The following is an 18,251-nucleotide window of genomic DNA, read 5'->3' on the forward strand; positions in this document are numbered from 1 at the left end:
CGAAAAGATCATGCGCAAACAACAACCTAAAGCGCGATGACGATTCATCCTAATCTCATCGCGCTTTAGCAATCCGGAAAGACGACGGAACGGACGACATGACGAAACGATTCGCCAAACGGCTGGCTTTGGTCGCGACGATGATGACGCTGGTGACGCCGGCCCTCTCCGCGCAGCAGGATGAGGCGCCCCCGCCGTCGAAGCCCGGCAAGCCGATCAACGCCGGCGACGTGCTCTCGGGTGAGCTGAACACCATGCGCGTGCGTGACGTCAAGAATGGCAAGAAGGTTGCGACCTACCAGATCACGAGCGAACCGCGCCGCCTTCCGGCGCCGAGCGGGCTGTGCAATCTCGAGACCGGCCCGGAAACGTTCCAGCTCGTCACAAGCAGCGACGCGCAGGCCGCGCAGCTGAAATCATTCGTCGGCAAGGAAATCTCGGTCAAGGTCGACGAGGTCACCTGCGCCAGCGATCCCGGCCAGATGAGCGAAGCCGTGATCACGAAGTGGAGCCTGGTGAAGAAGCAGTAGGGGGCGGGCCAACAATTCGGCGTCGTCGCCCGGCTTGACCGGGCGACCCAGTACGCCGCGGCCTCTCGATTGATCACGACCGCCTCTGGAATACTGGATCGCCCGCTTTCGCGGGCGATGACCGAAGTGGGGGCTACACCCGCACCGGACCCAGCGTCTCGAAATGTCCGCGCTTCTGCAAATAGGCGAGCAGGATCAGGCTGGGCACCGCGACCACCACGCAGATCATGAAGAACAGCGGCCAGCCCGTCATTTTCGCCACGAAGCCGGCGCCCGACGAGAGATAGGTGCGCCCCACCGCGGCCAGTGCGGTGAGCAGCGCATATTGCGTCGCCGTATGCAGCGGATTCTGACACAGCGCAGAGAGATAGGCGACGAAGATCACGGTGCCGATGGCGCTGGTGAAGTTCTCGGCGGTAATCGCAAAGGCGAGCGCCCATTGATTGGTGCCGACCAGCGCGAGCCATGAGAAGGACAGGTTCGCAATCGCCTGCACCACGCCGCCGATCCACAGGCTCGTTGCAAGCGAATAGCGCCGCGCGACGAAGCCGCCGGCAAAGCCGCCGATCAAGGTTGCGGCCAGGCCGACGCCCTTCACGATCGCCGCGTAGTCGTTGCGGGAGAAGCCGAGGTCGATCACGAACGGCGCCGTCATGGTGCCGGAGAACGCATCGGTGAACTTGAACAGCACCACAAAGGCGAGCGCGGCGAGCGCATCCTTGCGCGACAGGAATTCCGAGAAAGCGCCGATTGCGGCGTGCAGCACACGCGCGAATGCCGTCTCGGTCTGCGTTGCGGCTTCCGCCTTTGCGGATTGTGCAGGCTCGGTGGCAAGGAGCGCCGTGATCGTGCCGATCAGCACCAGCGCTGCCATCACCACATAGCCCCACATCCACGCGGACGGCTTCGGAATGCCGGTGCTTTCGAAGCCGGACACGATGAACAGCGCGCCCGCGGTCGAGACCAGCATGCCGATGCGATAGGCCGCGACGTAAGAGGCCATGCCGGCGGCCTGCTCGCTCTCGGGCAGGCTCTCGACGCGGAAGGCATCGACCACGATGTCCTGCGTCGAGGACATCGTCGCCACCAGCAGCGCGCCGAGCGCGACGAAGAACGGCGAGCGTGCGGGGTCGGTCAGCGCCAGCAGCAGGATCGAAATGATCAGCAGGAGCTGCGAGAACAACAGCCAGCCGCGGCGGCGCCCGAAGGCGCGGGTGAATAGCGGCACATGCAGCGCATCCACCAGCGGCGCCCACAAGAACTTCAGCGTGTAGGGCGTGCCGACCAGCGCGAACAGCCCGATGGTGCCGAGATCGACGCCGGATTCCCGCATCCACACCAGAAGCGTCGAGCCCGAAAGCGCCAGTGGCAGGCCGGAGGAGAAGCCGAGAAACAGCACGATGAGCACCCGCGGCTGCAGGTACACGGCGAGACTCTCGCGCCAGGAGGTGCGGGAGGCGTCGGTGGTGGCCGGGGCAGTTCCGGAAGTCGCGTCGGGTGCAGTCATGGAGGGGTGTTAGCAGATTCTGGCCGTCACAAGGGAGGTGTCGTCGCCCGGCTTGACCGGGCGACCCAGTATTCCAGAGGCCGGAGTTATGGGGGACCCGCGATCCCCGGATAGAGGTCGTTCCAATCCGGATTGCCTTTCTCGATCAGCGCGATCTTCCAGTCTCGCTTCCACTTCTTCAGCCGCTTCTCCCGTTTAATCGCATTCTCGGGATCATCGAACTGTTCGAAGTAGACAAGTTTCACGACGTCGTAATCTTTCGTGAAGCTCTCGATGAGCTTCAACTTGTGTTCCGCCACGCGGCGGATGAGATCATTCGTCACGCCGATGTAGAGCGTGCCGCCGATCTTGTTGGCGAGAATGTAGACGTAGTAGCGACGTCCGCCCATCTGCCGTCTCTGGGATACTGGGTCGCCCGGTCAAGCCGGGCGACGACACCTGCATTGAGGCGGCAGGTTACTGCATCCCAGCGCAGAATCACTCCCCCGCCTGGAGCTTGCGCGGGAACAGCTCCGGGCCGCTTGCGACCAGGCGCGGGCCTTCGGGCGCATCGGTCTTGCTGAAGTCGAGCTCTTCGATGCGCCCGGCGCGTTTTTCGATCTTGTCGGCGGAGATCAGGACCTGGCGCACGTCCTCGTTCACGTCGGCAAAGTGCTTCTGCAATTTCAGAACGCGGTCGCGCAGGCGGCCGAGATCGTCGCCGAGCTTGATCACCTCGGTGCGGATCTGGTCGGCGGCATCGCGCATCCGCGCGTCCTTCATGATCTGCTGCATGACCTGGATCGCCAGCATCAGCAGCGAGGGCGAGACCAGCACGACACGGGCGCGGTAGGCCTTCTGGATCACGTCGTCAAAACCGTCATGGATCTCGGCATAGACCGACTCCGACGGCACGAACATCAGCGCCATCTCCTGGGTCTCGCCGGTGACGAGATATTTTTCGGCGATGTCGCTGACATGCTTCATCACGTCGCCGCGCAGCCGCTGCGTGGCGACGCGGCGCTCCTCGTCGGTGCGCGCATCGTGCAGCGCCGTCATCGCCTCCAGCGGAAATTTCGCGTCGATGCAGAGCGGGCGCTGGTCGGGCAGGAACACCACGCAGTCCGGCCGTTTGCCGGTCGAGAGCGTGAACTGGAATTCGTAGGAGCCCTTCGGCAGTCCGTCCTGGACGATCGCCTCCATCCGCGCCTGGCCGAACGCGCCGCGCGACTGCTTGTTGGCGAGCACGTCGCGTAAGGTGGTCACCTGCGTGGTGAGGTCCGTGAGGTTCTTGTGTGCGCTGTCGATGATGCCGAGCCGCTCGTGCAGCGCGCGCAGGCTCTCCATGGTGTTGCGGGTGGTGTGCTCCATGGACTGGCCGACGCGATGGGTGACCGAATCCAGCCGTTCGTTGACCGCCCGCGCCATCTCGGCCTGACGGCCGGCGAGCGCCTGCGCCATGGCGTCGACCCGCCCGGAGGCCTCGGCCTGGGCGCGCAGCATCTGGCTCAGGCGCTCCTCCAGCTCGTCGGCCCGGATGGTCTGGGCCATGGCGAGTTCCGCCCCGCGCCGCGAGGACCGCGCGATGACGATGGCGATCGTCAGGAGCAGGATGAGGACCAGCGCACTGATGCCGACAGCTAAGTCGACAGTGCGCACCGGCCAGTCGCCAGCCATGAAAATGATCTCGTTCATGTCAGCTCTTCTAGCCGATTCGCTGGGCAGCACGAACGAAGGGGGAACATTTATGGTTAACCGGCGGTAAATTTTTATGGTTAACGAGGGCCTAATTTTTATGGTTAGCAGACGGTTAACGCGTTACGGGCCGCATTGACCGCGTTCCCCCTGCGGCTTAAATCGCCGCCATGGCCTTAAGAGAAATCATCATCCTGCCGGACAAGCAGTTGCGCCTGGTCTCCAAGCCGATCGAGAAGGTCACGGCGGAGATCCGCAAGCTTGCCGACGACATGTTCGAGACCATGTACGAGGCGCCCGGCATCGGGCTCGCGGCGATCCAGATCGCGCAACCCCTGCGCCTGATCACCATGGACCTCGCCAAGCGCGACGAGAACGGCGAGACCGCGCGCGAGCCGCGCGTCTTCATCAATCCGGAGATCGTCGCCTCGTCCGAGGAGCTGTCGATCTACGAGGAGGGCTGTCTCTCGATCCCCGAATATTACGAGGAGGTCGAGCGGCCCGCGAAGGTGCGCGTGCGCTTCACCGATCTCGACGGCAAGCTGCACGAGGAGGATGCCGAGGGGCTTTACGCCACCTGCATCCAGCACGAGATCGACCATCTCAACGGCGTACTGTTCGTCGACTATCTGTCGAAGCTCAAGCGCGACCGCGTGTTCAAGAAGTTCGAGAAAGCCGCCAAGCGCGCGGAGTGATCGTAGAGTGGGCGTTGCCGCTTGCTCCGTTCTTCTCCCTCTCCCCTTGTGGGGGAGGGTTGGGGAGGGGGGTAGCCCAGGAAACGGTGTATCTGGGGCGAAGAACCAGTCTGCGCTTAAGCCGAGAGAGCGTGCCGTGTGGCACTCCCTCCCTAGCCCTCCCCCACAAGGGGGGACGGAACGTATCGAGTCCTTGTCATGCCCCTCCGCCTCATCTTCATGGGTACGCCCGATTTCTCCGTGCCGACGCTGCTCGAGCTGGTCGCGCATGGCCATGAGATCGTGGCCGTCTACACCCGTGCGCCGAAGCCGGGTGGGCGGCGCGGGTTGCAGTTGCAGCCGACCCCGGTTGAAGATGCCGCGCGAAAGCTCGGCATTCCCGTGCTCACGCCGAAGACCTTGAAGACGCCGGAGGCGCTCGACGAATTCCGCGCGTTCGATGCCGAGGCCGCCGTCGTCGTCGCCTACGGCATGATCCTGCCGCAGGCGATCCTCGATGCACCAAAGCTCGGCTGCTACAACCTGCATGCCTCGCTGCTGCCGCGCTGGCGCGGTGCCGCGCCCATCAACCGCGCGATCATGGACGGCGATGCCGATAGCGGCGTGATGGTGATGAAGATGGACGTAGGGCTGGACACCGGCGACGTCGCCATGGCCGAGCGTCTTGCGATCACGGACAGCATGACCGCAGCCGATCTGCACGATCGCCTCTCGCGCCTCGGCGCCGATCTGATGGTGCGCGCGATGGCCGCCCTCGCGCGCGGCGGATTGCAGCTCAAGAAGCAAAGCGAGGTCGGCGTCACCTACGCCGCCAAGATCGAGAAGGCCGAGGCGCGCATCGACTGGACCAAGCCTGCCAAACAAGTGCTGCGCCACATCCACGGCCTGTCGCCGTTCCCCGGTGCCTGGTGCGAGCTCGCTGGTGCGGGCGAGAACGCGCGCGTAAAAATCCTGCGCTGCGAGCTGGCAAAGGGCTCGGGCGCGCCGGGCGACGTGCTCGACGACCATCTCACCATCGCCTGCGGCGAAGGCGCGATTCGCATCATTGAGCTCCAGCGCGAAGGCAAGGCGCGGATGCAAGCGGCCGACTTTTTGCGCGGCGTGCCGCTGAAGGCGGGAGCCAAATTCACCTAACGCTGTCATACCCCGCGAAGGCGGGGTATCCAGTACGCCGAGACTTCTCTGTCGAACGGATAGGCCGCGGAGTACTGGATCGCTCGGTCAAGCCGGGCGATGACACCACCCGGATTGAGATGCCCCGCTACAAGCTGACCATCGAATATGACGGCGCGCCGTTCTGCGGCTGGCAGGTGCAGGCGACGCTGCCCTCCGTGCAGGGCGCGCTGGAGAATGCCGTGAAGGCGATGTGCGGCATTGAGGTGCGCGTGCATGGCGCCGGCCGCACCGATGCCGGCGTGCACGCGCTCGGCCAGGTCGCGCATGTCGATATCGAAAAGCCCTTTGCGCCGGATCGCCTGCGCGATGGCCTCAATGCGCATCTGCGCCCCGCTCCGATCGCGGTGCTCGAGGCCGAAATCGTGCCGGAGACGTTCGAGGCACGCTTCTCGGCCGTCAAGCGCCACTACCGCTATCGCATCACCAACACCCGCGCCAATCTCGCCCTCGACGTCGGCCACGCCTGGCGCGTGTCGCGCAGGCTCGACACCGACGCGATGCATGCGGCAGCCCAACGCCTGATCGGCAAGCACGATTTCACGACCTTTCGCGATACCGAGTGCCAGGCCAAATCGCCGGAGAAGACGCTCGATCAGCTCGACGTACTGCGCGACGGGCGCGAGGTGACGATCCTCACCTCGGCGCGCTCCTTCCTGCACAGCCAGGTCCGCTCGATGGTCGGCTCGCTGGTCTGGGTCGGCGAAGGCCGCTGGAGCGCCGATGATCTCTCAGCGGCGCTAGCCGCCCGCAACCGCGCCGCCTGCGGCATCGTCGCCCCGCCGGAAGGGCTATATCTGGTGAAGGTGGATTATTGAGGCGCGCGGAGAGCGTACGCTCTCGCCACACCCTCGGTGTCATGCCCCGGCTCCGCGGGCGATGACAGCAGAGTGTTACGCAAAATACCGCGCAAGAATCCCGCGATAGACCTTCGTCAGCTTCTCCAAATCCGCAACCGGCACGCGCTCGTCGACCTGGTGCATGGTCTGGCCGACCAGGCCGAACTCGATCACCGGGCAATAGCTGGAAATGAAGCGCGCATCCGACGTGCCGCCTGACGTCGACAGCTCGGGCTTGCGTCCCGTCACCTCCTCGATCGCGGAGACGGCGAGATCGGTGAACGGGCCGGGCTTGGTGACGAACACGTTGGAGTTCGAGGGCTCCCAGACGATATGCGCGCGGATGCGGTTGCCGCAGGCCTTTGTCAGCCGCGTCTCCACCAGCTCGCGCAGGCTCGCCTGCGTGTGATTGTCGTTGTAGCGGATGTTGAACTTGGCGCGGGCCTGGCCGGGGATCACGTTGTAGGCGGTGTTGCCGACGTCGACCGAGGTGAATTCCAAATTGGAGGCCTGGAATTGCGCGCTGCCATGATCGAGCGGCTCGTCCGAGATCGCAACGATCAGCCGCGAGATATCCGGCACCGGATTGGACGCGCGGTGCGGATAGGCGACATGGCCCTGCCGTCCCTCGACATGGAGCGTGCCGGATTGCGAGCCGCGGCGACCGATCTTGATGGTGTCGCCGAGTGTCTCGACGTTCGAGGGCTCGCCGAGCACGCAATGATCGAATTTTTCGCCGCGCTCGGCGCACCATTTCAACAGCTTGATGGTGCCATTGATCGAGACGTCTTCCTCATCGCCGGTGATCAGGAAGGAGATCGAGCCCGAGCCCGATTCTTGCCCGTCGGCGCGGGGCTTGCCGCCATTGGCTGCGAGATGCTCCAGCACCGCGGCGACGGAGCAGGCGATGCCGCCCTTCATGTCGACCGCGCCGCGGCCATGCAGAACGCCGTCCCTGACCTCGCCGGAGAACGCACCGACGCTCCAGGCGCTTTCGTCGCCGGGCGGCACCACGTCGGTGTGGCCGGCAAAGGTGATGTGCGGGCCTTCGCTGCCGATCCGCGCGTAGAGATTATCGACGTCGGCGGTGCCCGCCTCGCTGAAGGTGACGCGATGTGTCGTGAATCCGGCGGCCTTCAGGAGGTCTTCGAGGACACCGAGGGCGCCGGCATCGGCCGGGGTGACGGAGGGGCAGCGGACGAGGTCGCGGGTGATGGAAACAGCATCAGTCATGCCTCCGGCTTAACACGCCATTGCGGCGGCGGGCCAGCCTTGTGCGGGACCATTTCGAGCTCATGCTGCTGATCCCAGCCCAGCTCGCTTGCGGGCGAGACGTAGAGCGGATTGGCACCGAAGCGGTTGGTCTTGCGCGAGCCGCGGAAGAACAGCAGCTCGATCCAGCCCCAGGTCGCGAAGACGATCGAGATCAGGCCGAGCGCGAAGCTGACGTAATCGTTGTCGATCCGGTCCAGGAACTGGTTGACGAGGCCGGGCAGCACGAAGAAGGGCAGCACCCACCAGGCGCTCTTGTCGCGGTCGTGCAGCCGCTTGATGGCGGTCGCGGCAAACACCCAGGTGAACAGCGGCGTGCCGATCACCTTGGCCAGGATCAGCGGGAGATCGGCAAGCGACAGCGCGCGATAGGTATTGGGATCGACGATCTTGAAGACGTCCTCGACCGAAAAGCCGAACCTGCGGGCGCCGAACGCCACCACGATCGCGGCCAGGAAGGCCATCCAGCAGACGATGATCAGCAAGGCCAGCCAGAATTTGGCCCGGTTGATGCGGCCGTTGAAGCTGAAAAGGTACCAGGTCCAATCCATGGCAAAGCTCCGGGCGGTCGAGGCTGCCCGGTTATTGGTCGCGATGGAGAGTTAGACGGTTCGATATGCCATTAGACCCGTCATCCTGAGGTACGAGCCATGGGGCGCAACGCGCGCCATGGGGAGCCTCGAAGGATGAACGGCCGGGATGCAGCCGGGCCGTCGCCCTTCGAGGCTCGCTTTGCGAGCACCTCAGGGTGACGGTGAGGGAGTTTGTGATTTTAATCCCGCAGCAGCTCGTTGATGCTGGTCTTCGACCGCGTGCGCTCGTCGACGCGCTTGACGATGACCGCGCAGGCGGTGCTGGGGCCCACCTGGCCGTTCTTCATCGGCTTGCCGGGCAGCGCGCCGGGCACCACCACCGCATATTCCGGCACTTCGCCGACGAAGATCTCGCCGGTCTCGCGGTCGACGATCTTGGTCGAGGCGCCCAAAAACACGCCCATCGACAGCACCGCGCCCTTGCGCACGATCACGCCTTCGGCGACTTCCGAGCGCGCGCCGATGAAGCAGTCGTCCTCGATGATGACGGGCTCGGCCTGGAGCGGCTCGAGCACGCCGCCAATACCGACGCCGCCGGAGATGTGCACGCGCTTGCCGATCTGCGCGCAGGAGCCGATGGTCGACCAGGTGTCGACCATCGTCGCCTCATCGACATAGGCGCCGAGATTGACGAAGGAGGGCATCAGCACGACGTTCTTGGCAATGAACGCCGAGCGGCGCACGATCGAGCCGGGGACGGCGCGGAAGCCGGCATCGCGAAAACGGTTCTCGCCCCAGCCTTCGAACTTCGAGGGCACCTTGTCCCACCAGGTCGCCTTGCCCGGGCCGCCGGGAATGGCGCTCATGTCGTTGAGGCGGAAGGACAGCAGCACGGCCTTCTTCAGCCACTGATTGACCTTCCACTTGCCGCTGGCCTCGCGCTCGGCGACGCGCGCCTCGCCCTTGTCCAGAATCTCCAGTGCCTGATCCACGGCCTCGCGCACCTCGCCCCCGGTCGAGGTCGAGATGCCGTCACGCGCGTCGAAGGCGCTGTTGATGGTGGATTCGAGGGCTTGGAGGGACATCGGGATTTCCTCAGGGGGCAGGCAGGGATTTGGGGTGAATTGGAGCGCTTTTTCGGGATTTGGGGGGACGGAGTCAAGGCATACTCACCTGTCGTCCCGGGGCGCGCGGCAGCGTGAGCCCGGGACCCATAGCCACAGGGAGTCGTTTGGCGAAAACCCGGAGTTACCGATCTCGTGCCACAACCTCTCCCTGTGGTTATGGGTCCCGGCCTTCGCCGGGACGACCCGAGGAGAGGGCGGTCAAGCCGTCCAAAAAACCAGCCAGATCATCCGTGACATGGTCGACATGGGCCGCATCGCGGCCCTCCAGCTCCCAGTCCTCGCGCACCACTTCCTTGGTGCCGTCGGGCACCACCAGCACCGTGGTCATGCCGAGCTCATGCGGGACGGTGAGGTTGCGGGCGAGGTCCTCGAACATGGCTGATTTGGTCGGGTCGACCGCATGCAGGTCGAGGAATTTCCGATAGGTCTGCGCCGCCGGCTTGGGCTCGAATTCGGCCGCGATGATGTCGAACACGCCGTCGAAATGCGAGGCGAGGCCGAGCCGCGTCAGAACCGCATCGACATGGTCGACCGAGCCGTTGGTCAGGATCAGCTTGCGCCCCGGCAATTTTGCGATGGCCGCGCCGAGCGCCGGGTTCGGCTCCAGCGGCGAATGGTCGATCTTGTGCACATAAGCGAGATAATCGTCGGCGCGTACGCCGTGCAGGGTCATCATGCCGCGCATCGTGGTGCCGAAGCGGCGGTAATAGTCCTTCTGGATGTTGCGCGCCTCCTCCGGCGTCACGTTCAGCCAGCTGCAAACAAACTCCCCGATCCGCGCATCGACCTGCTGCCACAGGTTCACGTGATGCGGATAGAGCGTGTTGTCGAGGTCGAACACCCAGGTGTCGATATGGGTGAAGGTGCGGGGTGGGGTCATCTCAAATCTCTATCCGTTGATTGAGGTGGCGGCCCCGGCCTCAACCGTCGTCCTGGCGAAAGCCAGGACGACGGCGGAATATGTGACGCCATCATCATCACATCACGGCATCCCAAAGCGCAGCGTCTTGCCGCCGCTGCTCATGTCGACCGCGGCAAAGCCGGCCGCGGCGAATCCCCGTGCGCCGCAATCGGCCTGCTCGTTGGTCTCGAACTTGGTCTCGCGCGTGCAAAGCTGCTTGTCGCCGCCCCAGTTCAGCGGCTTTTCCTTCAGCTTGATGGTGCGGTTGTCGCCGTCGACGGCTTCCGCAAAGCTGAAAATCTGTTTCGGCTGGCCGGCCACGTCGGGGTGCAGGCACTTGCCGGGATCGATGCGGTACCAGCCGCGGCTCGTCACCGCCTTGCCGTCGTCGGTCGCCACCGCCGCCATCACCCTGTGCGGGGTGTCGTTGCACCAGGTCAGTCCGCTCGTCGACGGTGTCTGCACCGCGTCGACCATGGTCTTGAAGAAGTTTGGCGACTGCGCGATTTCGGATGGCAGCCCGCGGCTCTTCAGGAAGGCGGCGAGCGCTGATTGCGTTTTCGGTCCGTCGACGCCGTCGATCGCGCCTGCGTCATAGCCGGCGATCGCCAGCAGCCGCTGGATGCCGGCGAGCCGCGCCTGCTCGTCGTCATACTCGCTGTCCTCGGCGAGATAGGCGACGAGGTTGCCGTCGTCGCCCTGCGTCGGCGTCACCTGGGTGAACGCGGCCTGCGTCTGCCCGCTGCGGCATTGGCGCGCGGCGGCGATGACGAAATTCTCCTGCGCGATGCACAGCATGTCGCTGCCGTTCTGCGGGATCGGCGAGGCGCCATAGACGCCGAGCGCGCGCGCGTGGAGCAGGATGCGGTCTGCGGTCAGCGTGCCCTGCACCACCACGCGGCAGGTGGCGGGATCGATCCGGAACCAGCCGCGCGTCGCGGTCGCCGCCTTGTCGTCGATGCCGATCGCGGCTTCCACGACATAGGACATGCGATTGCAGATCTTGAGGTCGGCGAGAGCCGGGGCGGAGGAGAAGAAGAACGAGACGGTTGCTGCGGGGAGCGTCATCAGCACGTGGGTGAGGATCGAGCGACGGTGTGGCCGCATTCTCAGCTCGTCATGGCCGGGCTTGACCCGGCCATCCACGTCCAGCAGCAACGTGCGCGGAGAGCCGTGGAGGCCCGGGTCAAGCCCGGGCATGACGACCTTTTCCTGCTGCTCGCGCTCGTCCATCACTTGTGGATCAGCGTTCCCGTGCCCTGGTTGGTGAACAGCTCGAGCAGCACCGCGTGCTGCATCTTGCCGTCGATGATGACGACGCCCTGCACGCCCTGCTCGAGCGCATAGATGCAGGTCTCGACCTTCGGGATCATGCCGCCGGAAATGGTGCCGTCGGCGATCAGCTTTCGCGCGTCCTTCACCGACAGTTGCGGGATCAGCTTCTTCGACTTGTCGAGCACGCCCGGCACGTCGGTGAGCAGCAACAGGCGTTTTGCTTTCAGCGCGCCGGCGATCGCACCCGCGAAGGTGTCGGCGTTGATGTTCAGCGTCTGGCCTTCCTTGGAGGTCGCGAGCGGCGCCAGCACCGGGATCAGCTCGTAGCCGATCAGCTGGTTGAGCAAAGTGAGATCGACCTTCTCGGGGTCGCCGACGAAGCCGAGATCGACCGCCTTCTCGATGTGCGAGTCCGGATCGACGATGGTGCGGGTCGTCTTCGTCGCCTTCACCATGTTGCCGTCCTTGCCGGACAGCCCCACGGCCTTGCCCCCGGCCTCGTTGATGTAGCCGACGATCTGCTTGTTGACCGAGCCGGCGAGCACCATCTCGACGATCTCGATCGTCGCGGCATCGGTGATGCGCAGGCCAGCGGCGAATTCCGAGACGATGCCGAGGCGCTTGAGCATGGTCGCGATCTGCGGCCCGCCGCCATGCACCACCACCGGATTGATGGCGGTCTGCTCGAGCAGCACGATGTCGCGGGCAAAATTCTTCGCGGTCTCCTCGTCACCCATGGCATGGCCGCCATATTTGATGACGATGGTTTCCTCGTCGTACTGCTGCATGTGCGGCAGCGCTTCGGACAGGATGCGGGCCTGGTCGAGCGGAGAGATGTCGGTCATGAAACTGATCTCGCTGGCGGGGACTAACGCGGGTTCGCGTTCTATCCGATTGGCGGGCGAGGCGCAAAGTGGTCTTCGTGCCCCGGACGCAGCGCAGCGCTTCCCTGGCGATGCGAGGCATCGTCCAGTAGCGGTACGCTGCGAGCCGGGGCCCATGTGGCCACTGGGTCCCGGCTCAGCGTCGCGTCATTTCATGCCGCGCCGCGTCCGGGACACGAACGCTACTTCCTCACCGCCGCCGCCACGCTCACCGCCAGCCAGCTCAAGATCATCAGCGTTCCGCCGGTCGGCGCGGCGTAGGGAAACAGCGAATGGCCCGCATATTGGCGCAAGGTGAGGTCGCCGGCGAACAGCGTCGCCGCAATCACGAAGCCGAACGCGGCGATGAGGCCAATCCCGCCGTGCAGAAGGCCGCGTGCGAGCAGCGCCGTCGTCGCCAATATGGCAGTTGCATGAAACAGCAGCATCGAGCTTGCCGTGGCGAGCCGGCTCGCTTCAGTGCCGTGGGCGGAGGCGGCCGCCAGCGCCACGCCGGCGGCGCCCATCAAACCGGCAAGCCCGATCAACAGGCGGGTCGCTTGCGGCGTCACGACGCCCGCTCTTCCAGCAGCCGCGCCATCGCGGCGCGCAGCTCGGCCATGCCGGTCGAAGAGCGCGAGGAGGTCGCGAGCACGTTCGGAAACGCGGCCGGGTGCTTTGCCAGCGCCGCTTCCGTCTCGGCGATGCGGTTGGCAAGCTCCGCAGCCTTCACCTGGTCGGCCTTGGTCAGCACGATCTGATAGCTGACGGCCGAGCGGTCGAGTGTCCCGAGGATTTCAAGATCGACGTCCTTGAGGCCGTGACGTGCGTCGATCAGCACATAGACGCGCGCCAGCGAGGCGCGGCCGAGCAGGAATTTGTGGATCAGGTCAGTCCAGGATGCGACCTGCGTCTTCGGCGCTTTGGCATAGCCATAGCCGGGCATGTCGACGAGCCGCAGGCCGGTGTTGTCGGGGCCCTCGAAGAAGATCAGCTCTTGCGTCCGCCCTGGCGTGTGCGAGGTGCGCGCGAGGTTGTTGCGCCCCGTGAGCGCGTTGATCAGGCTCGACTTGCCGACATTGGAGCGCCCGGCAAAGGCGATCTCCAGCCCCGCCATCGGCGGCAGCGTTTGAATCGAGGGCGACGCCCACACGAACCGCCATTCGCGTGCGAACAGCTTTCGCCCCGCTTCGATCAGCCTGTCGTCGATGTCGCTGGTCATGCGAAGGCTCGCTGTTCCCTCACGTCATTGCGAGCGAAGCGAAGCAATCCAGACTTTCTCCGCGGAAACAGTCTGGATTGCTTCGTCGCCTCGCTCCTCGCAATGACGAGCGCTACGTCGCCTTCTTCGCGAACGTTGCCTTGAGATTGTCGAACAGCTCCACCTTCACGCCGTTGCGGCGCATGATGAAGCTCTGCTGCAGCACCGAGAGCGTATTGTTCCAGGCCCAGTAGATCACGAGACCCGCCGGGAAGCCCGCCAGCATGAAGGTGAAGATCAAGGGCATCCAGTCGAAGATGATCTTCTGCGTCGGATCCGGCGGCGTCGGGTTCAGCTTCATCTGGAACCACATCGTGATGCCCATGATGATCGGCCAGACGCCGAGCGCGAGGTAGTGGCCGAACACCGGGATCGTGGTCGGATCGACCGGGATCAACCCGAACAGGTTGAACAGGTTGGTCGGATCCGGCGCCGAGAGGTCCTTGATCCAGCCAATGAAGTGCGCGTGCCGCATCTCGATGGTGACGAACAGCACCTTGTAGAGCGAGAAGAACACGGGGATCTGGATCACGACGGGGAGACAGCCGGCGACCGGATTGATCTTCTCCTTGCGGTAGATCTCCATCATCTCCTGCTGCTGCTTCACCTTGTCGTCGGGGAAGCGCTCGCGGAGCGCCTGAAGCTGCGGCTGGATCGACTTCATCTTCGCCATCGAGGCGTAGGACTTGTTCGCCAGCGGGAAGAACAAGAGCTTCACGATCACGGTCACGAGCAGGATCGAGATGCCGAAATTGCCGAAGAAGCGGTAGAAGAAGTCCAGCCCCAGGAACATCGGCTTGGTGATGAAGTAGAACCAGCCCCAGTCGATCAACAGATCGAAATGGTTCAGCCCCAGATCCTTGTTGTAGCCGCCGAGCCCGGCGAACGGGAACACACCGACGACACCGGCTTCCTTGGCCCCCGCAAACAGCCGCGCATTCGCCGTCGCGGTGCCGCCGATCGCAACCGTGACGGGATCGAGCAGATAATCGGTCTGGTAGGTGTGCAGATTGCCGGTAGGGTTCGACGAGAAGCGGGCCTGGAGCTGGGCATTGGTGTCGGGCAATAGCGCCGAGGCCCAGTACTTGTCGGTCATGCCGAGCCAGCCGTTGGTGGCCTTGAAGTTCACCTGCTTGGCTTCGTCGATCTTCTTGTAGGCGTATTCCTGCAAGCCGTGGTCGCCGAGATAGCCGATCAGGCCTTCATGCAGGATGTAATAGCCCGAGACCTGCGGCGTGCCGTGGCGCGAGATCAGCGCGAAGGGATAGAGCGTGACCGGCGCGTTGCCGACATTGCTCACCTCGTCCTTGACGGTGAAGAGGTAGTGGTCGTCGACCGAGATGGTGCGGCGGAAGCTGAGGCCCTCGCCATTGTCCCATTTCAGCACCACCGGCGTCGACGGCGTCAGGCTGCCGCTGCCGTCCTGCTGCCAGATGGTCTGGGCGTCCGGCAGCTTGGCCGTCACACCCGTCGCCGGCACCCAGCCGAACTCGGCGTAATAGGGTTCCGCCGTGCCCGACGGTGAATAGAGGATGATCGGCGGCGAACTCGGATTGACCGTTTCGCGGTACTGCACCAGCGCAAGATCGTCGATGCGTCCGCCCTTCAGCGAAACGCTGCCGGCCAGCCGCGGCGTGTCGATCTTCACGCGCGGGGCTGCGGCAATCGCAGCGTCGCGGGCAACGACCGGCTGGGCCTGCTGGTTCGCGGCCGGCGCCGCTGACGGCTGAGTCGCGCCGCCGGATTGCGGCGTGGCGCCGGGCGTCGCGGAGGCCGTCGGCTGCGGCGTGCTCTTCTGCAACTCGGCCTGCGCCTGCTGCTGCGCGCGCTGCTTCTCCATCTGCGGCACGTTGTAGAAATACTGCCAGGCGATCAGCACGAGGCCGGACAGAATGACGGCGATGATGGTGTTGCGATTGTCGGTCATCTCTTCTGTCTCGTCATCAATCCGGTTTGCGGCCCGCGGCTGCGGGCGTCTGCCCGCGTCCCTTCGTCGCCGGCCGCTGCGATTGGGCGAACGCCGCGCGGAGGTCGTCGAGCATGACCGCGAAGTCGCGCGTGAGCGCGTCCCTGCGGCCGACTAGCACATAATCATGGTGGGGGTGCATCGACACCGGGTCGCAGCGCTTCACCAGTTCGCGAAGCCTGCGCCGGATGCGATTGCGCTCGGTGGCGGTGCCGTTTTTCTTGGTAACGGTAAAGCCGACCCGGATCGGGCCGTCGTCATCGCGGCGACGGCTTTGCAGGACGAACGCGGGCCTGTTCACCCGCGCGCCATTGGCAACGGCGAGGAAATCCGCCCGCTGCCTCAGCCGATCCATGATGAAATCCCAAAAAGGGCCAGTCCGGCTCAGGCGCTCAGACGTTTGCGGCCGCGGGCGCGGCGGGCGGCGAGGACCTTGCGGCCGCCGGCGGTGGCGAGGCGGGCACGGAAGCCGTGACGGCGCTTGCGCACCAGTTTGCTGGGTTGATAAGTCCGCTTCACGGGTTGTTCTCCGCTGACCGGGCAATTTGCCTTTGGAATTGATGGATACGTCCGAAAGATGCGGCCCAAAACGGGCCCTTTCCGGCCCCAAAAGAGCCGCTCCCGGTGTCACTCCGGGTCATCGCGGACAATTCGCGCGGCTTATAAGGGAGCGTCCCCTCTTCGTCAACGCCGCGTGGCGGGTCCAATTGGCGAATATCGCTGTTTCCGCGGGGTTTTTGCCGGTGGAGGTAGCGACTCGCCGTTTCTGCGCTTACATCCTACCTCGGCAGATTAGCGATCCGTAATTTGACCGGCCCCGGTAGCAGGTCGCATCCTCCACAAGTCGAGGCCAACGAAGGCGAAATTCGTGTCAGCGACAGACCTTCAGCCGACTCAAGACCTTGAGCCGCCGGAGCGGGGGCCGACTCGGCCGCCTGCGCCGCGCCGGCTCGGCCTGTCGGGCAAGCTTCTGTTGCTCACCATTCCCCTGGTGATGATCGCGGCAAGCCTGCTCTACGTTCCCGCGATCGCCAACTTCTGGGTCAACCGGCTCAACGACCGCGTCGCCGCGGCAAACACCGCGGCGCTGGTGCTCGACGCCGCGCCGCTCGGCATGGTCCCGGACTCGCTGTCGCGGCAGATCCTCAGGAGCATCAACGCCCGCGCGGTGGCGATCAAGATGGGCCAGCAGCGCCGCCTGCTCGCCAGCGCCGACCTGCCGGCCGCGATCGAGCACGACATCGACCTGCGCGAGATGACGGCGTGGCACGCGATCACCGGCTCCTTCCAGATGATGCTGGAGACCGGCAACCAGGCCATCCGCATTGTCGGCCCGTCGGTCGGCAATGCGCAGTTCATCGAGGTCGTCACCGACGAATTGCCGCTGCGGCAGGCAATGTACCGCTTCTCCCGCAACGTCGTGGTGGTCGCGCTGATCATCGCGGTGCTGACCGCGGGCCTCGTCTATCTCGCGCTTCATTATCTGTTCGTGCGGCCGATGCGGCGGCTGACCGCGAGCCTGGTCGGCTTCCATGAAAACCCGGAGAGTTCGGCGGGGATCATCGTGCCGAGCCAACGCGGCGACGAGATCGGGGTTGCCGAGCGCGAGCTGTCGGACATGCAGCGCGACCTGATGTCGATGCTGCATCAGAAGAGCCGGCTCGCAGCCCTTGGCCTTGCCGTCTCCAAGATCAACCACGATTTGCGCAACCTGCTGGCCTCGGCGCAGCTCCTGTCCGACCAGCTTGCGAGCGTGCCCGACCCGCGGGTGCAGCGCTTTGCGCCAAAGCTCGTGCGCTCGCTCGAGCGCGCCATCGCCTTCTGCCAGTCGACCCTGTCCTACGGCCGCGCCCAGGAGGCCGCGCCCGATCGCCGCCTGATCCTGATCGAGCCGGTGGTCCTGGAGGTGCGCGAGACCGCGGGCCTCGCCTCCGATGCCTCGATCACCTGGGTCGCCGCGATCGAGCGCGGGCTGTCGATCGATGCCGACCCCGATCAGCTGTTCCGCGTGCTGCTCAACCTCGTCCGCAACGCGGCGCAGGCGCTGGAAACCCACGCCGCGAGCGCAGTCGGCCCGCAGCAGATCCGGATCACGGGCAAGCGCGAGGGCGCGGTCGCGATTCTCGAGGTTTCCGACACCGGCCCCGGCGTGCCGGCAAAGACCCGGGAGCACCTGTTCGAGGCGTTCCAGACCTCGGGCCGCCCCGGCGGCAGCGGGCTTGGGCTGGCGATCGCCGCCGAACTCGTCCGCGCCCATGGCGGCGACATTCACCTCGTCGAAGGCACCATCGGCGCCACCTTCCGGATCGTGATCCCCGACCGCCCCGTGGAACTCCTCTCCATCCGCAACGAGCGGGCGAGGGCGTAAGGTCGGCCAGAGGCCGACCGGGCCGGGGGCGGCGCAAAGCATAAATCGGCGTCATTCCGGGATGGCCCCACCGGGGTCCGGCCTTCGGCCGGCCCGATGACGGGCTCAGGGCCAGGCCCGGAATCCATAACCCCGGCTCGTGGTTATGGATTCCGGGCCCGCGCCTTCGTCGCGCCCCGGAATGACGGTGCGGAATGCGCAAATGCCCTAAATACCGCCTACCCAGACCTTGCCAATCGGGACAAGAGCGGTTAGTCAGAGCGCTCT

At 65.1% G+C, this 18,251-nt stretch carries 19 protein-coding genes; 5 read left to right on the forward strand and 14 right to left on the reverse strand.

Translation table 11 applies throughout. The features are described 5' to 3' along the window. The first annotated feature begins 98 nt into the window (after positions 1-98). The gene (locus tag QQL28_RS29245; protein ID WP_284271009.1) at positions 99-530 is read left to right on the forward strand and encodes a hypothetical protein; all 432 of its coding nucleotides are present in this window, start codon (positions 99-101) and stop codon (positions 528-530) included. A 133-nt stretch (positions 531-663) separates the two neighbouring features. Here QQL28_RS29245 and QQL28_RS29250 read toward each other — a convergent pair whose 3' ends face one another. The 3 genes from QQL28_RS29250 to QQL28_RS29260 form a co-directional block, all read right to left on the reverse strand. Continuing rightward, positions 664-2,037, reverse strand: a complete 1,374-nt coding sequence (locus tag QQL28_RS29250) for an AmpG family muropeptide MFS transporter (RefSeq protein WP_284271010.1) — start codon at positions 2,035-2,037, stop codon at positions 664-666. An 86-nt stretch (positions 2,038-2,123) separates the two neighbouring features. Then, positions 2,124-2,426, reverse strand: a complete 303-nt coding sequence (locus QQL28_RS29255) for a GIY-YIG nuclease family protein (RefSeq protein ID WP_284271011.1) — start codon at positions 2,424-2,426, stop codon at positions 2,124-2,126. An 88-nt stretch (positions 2,427-2,514) separates the two neighbouring features. Further along, positions 2,515-3,711, reverse strand: a complete 1,197-nt coding sequence (locus tag QQL28_RS29260; protein WP_284271012.1) for a DNA recombination protein RmuC — start codon at positions 3,709-3,711, stop codon at positions 2,515-2,517. A gap of 170 nt (positions 3,712-3,881) precedes the next feature. Here QQL28_RS29260 and def point away from each other — a divergent pair, with 170 nt between their 5' ends. The 3 genes from def (at position 3,882) to truA (ending at position 6,397) form a co-directional block, all read left to right on the forward strand. Beyond that, positions 3,882-4,406: a peptide deformylase gene (def, locus tag QQL28_RS29265; protein ID WP_284271013.1), complete on the forward strand. Its 525-nt coding sequence runs from the start codon at positions 3,882-3,884 to the stop codon at positions 4,404-4,406. Between the two features lie 198 nt (positions 4,407-4,604). Beyond that, positions 4,605-5,540: a methionyl-tRNA formyltransferase gene (gene fmt / locus QQL28_RS29270; RefSeq protein WP_284271014.1), complete on the forward strand. Its 936-nt coding sequence runs from the start codon at positions 4,605-4,607 to the stop codon at positions 5,538-5,540. A 119-nt stretch (positions 5,541-5,659) separates the two neighbouring features. Further along, complete coding sequence (gene truA / locus QQL28_RS29275; protein ID WP_284271016.1) at positions 5,660-6,397, forward strand: tRNA pseudouridine(38-40) synthase TruA; 738 nt, start codon at positions 5,660-5,662, stop codon at positions 6,395-6,397. Positions 6,398-6,472: 75 nt separating this feature from the next. On the opposite strand, the gene dapE is transcribed toward truA, so the two are convergent. The 11 genes from dapE to rpmH form a co-directional block, all read right to left on the reverse strand. Next, entirely contained in the window at positions 6,473-7,651 is a 1,179-nt protein-coding gene (gene dapE / locus QQL28_RS29280) for a succinyl-diaminopimelate desuccinylase (protein ID WP_284271018.1), read from the reverse strand. Continuing rightward, positions 7,648-8,241, reverse strand: a complete 594-nt coding sequence (locus tag QQL28_RS29285) for a DUF805 domain-containing protein (RefSeq protein WP_284271019.1) — start codon at positions 8,239-8,241, stop codon at positions 7,648-7,650. The genes dapE and QQL28_RS29285 overlap by 4 nt, the downstream gene beginning before the upstream one ends. A 221-nt stretch (positions 8,242-8,462) precedes the next feature. Further along, positions 8,463-9,308 (reverse strand): 2,3,4,5-tetrahydropyridine-2,6-dicarboxylate N-succinyltransferase, encoded by an 846-nt coding sequence (gene dapD, locus QQL28_RS29290; protein WP_284271020.1) that lies wholly within the window; start codon positions 9,306-9,308, stop codon positions 8,463-8,465. A gap of 196 nt (positions 9,309-9,504) precedes the next feature. After that, positions 9,505-10,230, reverse strand: a complete 726-nt coding sequence (locus QQL28_RS29295) for a pyrimidine 5'-nucleotidase (RefSeq protein WP_284271021.1) — start codon at positions 10,228-10,230, stop codon at positions 9,505-9,507. Between the two features lie 102 nt (positions 10,231-10,332). Beyond that, the gene (locus tag QQL28_RS29300) at positions 10,333-11,319 is read right to left on the reverse strand and encodes a DUF1036 domain-containing protein (protein ID WP_284271185.1); all 987 of its coding nucleotides are present in this window, start codon (positions 11,317-11,319) and stop codon (positions 10,333-10,335) included. A gap of 164 nt (positions 11,320-11,483) precedes the next feature. Then, positions 11,484-12,371 (reverse strand): acetylglutamate kinase, encoded by an 888-nt coding sequence (gene argB / locus QQL28_RS29305; RefSeq protein WP_284271022.1) that lies wholly within the window; start codon positions 12,369-12,371, stop codon positions 11,484-11,486. A 221-nt stretch (positions 12,372-12,592) separates the two neighbouring features. Continuing rightward, positions 12,593-12,916, reverse strand: coding sequence for a DUF423 domain-containing protein (locus QQL28_RS29310; RefSeq protein ID WP_284271187.1), 324 nt, complete (start codon positions 12,914-12,916; stop codon positions 12,593-12,595). Between the two features lie 41 nt (positions 12,917-12,957). Next, the gene (yihA, locus tag QQL28_RS29315; protein WP_284271023.1) at positions 12,958-13,611 is read right to left on the reverse strand and encodes a ribosome biogenesis GTP-binding protein YihA/YsxC; all 654 of its coding nucleotides are present in this window, start codon (positions 13,609-13,611) and stop codon (positions 12,958-12,960) included. A 112-nt stretch (positions 13,612-13,723) separates the two neighbouring features. Continuing rightward, a complete protein-coding gene (gene yidC, locus QQL28_RS29320) occupies positions 13,724-15,577 on the reverse strand; it encodes a membrane protein insertase YidC (RefSeq protein ID WP_284271024.1) in 1,854 nt (617 codons plus the stop codon). Between the two features lie 16 nt (positions 15,578-15,593). Then, complete coding sequence (rnpA, locus tag QQL28_RS29325; RefSeq protein ID WP_284271025.1) at positions 15,594-15,971, reverse strand: ribonuclease P protein component; 378 nt, start codon at positions 15,969-15,971, stop codon at positions 15,594-15,596. A 29-nt stretch (positions 15,972-16,000) separates the two neighbouring features. Beyond that, complete coding sequence (gene rpmH / locus QQL28_RS29330) at positions 16,001-16,135, reverse strand: 50S ribosomal protein L34 (protein ID WP_008542748.1); 135 nt, start codon at positions 16,133-16,135, stop codon at positions 16,001-16,003. 349 nt (positions 16,136-16,484) lie between these two features. Here rpmH and QQL28_RS29335 point away from each other — a divergent pair, with 349 nt between their 5' ends. Beyond that, positions 16,485-17,984 (forward strand): ATP-binding protein, encoded by a 1,500-nt coding sequence (locus QQL28_RS29335; protein WP_284271118.1) that lies wholly within the window; start codon positions 16,485-16,487, stop codon positions 17,982-17,984. Positions 17,985-18,251: the final 267 nt, after the last annotated feature.

It is taken from the genome of Bradyrhizobium iriomotense (genome assembly GCF_030160715.1).
GTDB classification, from domain to species: Bacteria; Pseudomonadota; Alphaproteobacteria; order Rhizobiales; family Xanthobacteraceae; genus Bradyrhizobium; species Bradyrhizobium iriomotense.

Excerpts from the sequence above, each read along its gene's own strand:
- rnpA (WP_284271025.1), bottom strand. The coding sequence starts at position 15,971 with ATGGATCGGCTGAGGCAGCGGGCGGATTTCCTCGCCGTTGCCAATGGC.
- QQL28_RS29310 (WP_284271187.1), bottom strand. The coding sequence starts at position 12,916 with ATGGGCGCCGCCGGCGTGGCGCTGGCGGCCGCCTCCGCCCACGGCACT.
- dapD (WP_284271020.1), bottom strand. The coding sequence starts at position 9,308 with ATGTCCCTCCAAGCCCTCGAATCCACCATCAACAGCGCCTTCGACGCG.
- QQL28_RS29300 (WP_284271185.1), bottom strand. The coding sequence starts at position 11,319 with ATGACGCTCCCCGCAGCAACCGTCTCGTTCTTCTTCTCCTCCGCCCCG.
- dapE (WP_284271018.1), bottom strand. The coding sequence starts at position 7,651 with ATGACTGATGCTGTTTCCATCACCCGCGACCTCGTCCGCTGCCCCTCC.
- QQL28_RS29295 (WP_284271021.1), bottom strand. The coding sequence starts at position 10,230 with ATGACCCCACCCCGCACCTTCACCCATATCGACACCTGGGTGTTCGAC.
- QQL28_RS29285 (WP_284271019.1), bottom strand. The coding sequence starts at position 8,241 with ATGGATTGGACCTGGTACCTTTTCAGCTTCAACGGCCGCATCAACCGG.
- QQL28_RS29260 (WP_284271012.1), bottom strand. The coding sequence starts at position 3,711 with ATGAACGAGATCATTTTCATGGCTGGCGACTGGCCGGTGCGCACTGTC.
- yihA (WP_284271023.1), bottom strand. The coding sequence starts at position 13,611 with ATGACCAGCGACATCGACGACAGGCTGATCGAAGCGGGGCGAAAGCTG.
- truA (WP_284271016.1), top strand. The coding sequence starts at position 5,660 with ATGCCCCGCTACAAGCTGACCATCGAATATGACGGCGCGCCGTTCTGC.
- argB (WP_284271022.1), bottom strand. The coding sequence starts at position 12,371 with ATGACCGACATCTCTCCGCTCGACCAGGCCCGCATCCTGTCCGAAGCG.
- QQL28_RS29245 (WP_284271009.1), top strand. The coding sequence starts at position 99 with ATGACGAAACGATTCGCCAAACGGCTGGCTTTGGTCGCGACGATGATG.
- fmt (WP_284271014.1), top strand. The coding sequence starts at position 4,605 with ATGCCCCTCCGCCTCATCTTCATGGGTACGCCCGATTTCTCCGTGCCG.
- QQL28_RS29250 (WP_284271010.1), bottom strand. The coding sequence starts at position 2,037 with ATGACTGCACCCGACGCGACTTCCGGAACTGCCCCGGCCACCACCGAC.
- def (WP_284271013.1), top strand. The coding sequence starts at position 3,882 with ATGGCCTTAAGAGAAATCATCATCCTGCCGGACAAGCAGTTGCGCCTG.
- yidC (WP_284271024.1), bottom strand. The coding sequence starts at position 15,577 with ATGACCGACAATCGCAACACCATCATCGCCGTCATTCTGTCCGGCCTC.
- QQL28_RS29255 (WP_284271011.1), bottom strand. The coding sequence starts at position 2,426 with ATGGGCGGACGTCGCTACTACGTCTACATTCTCGCCAACAAGATCGGC.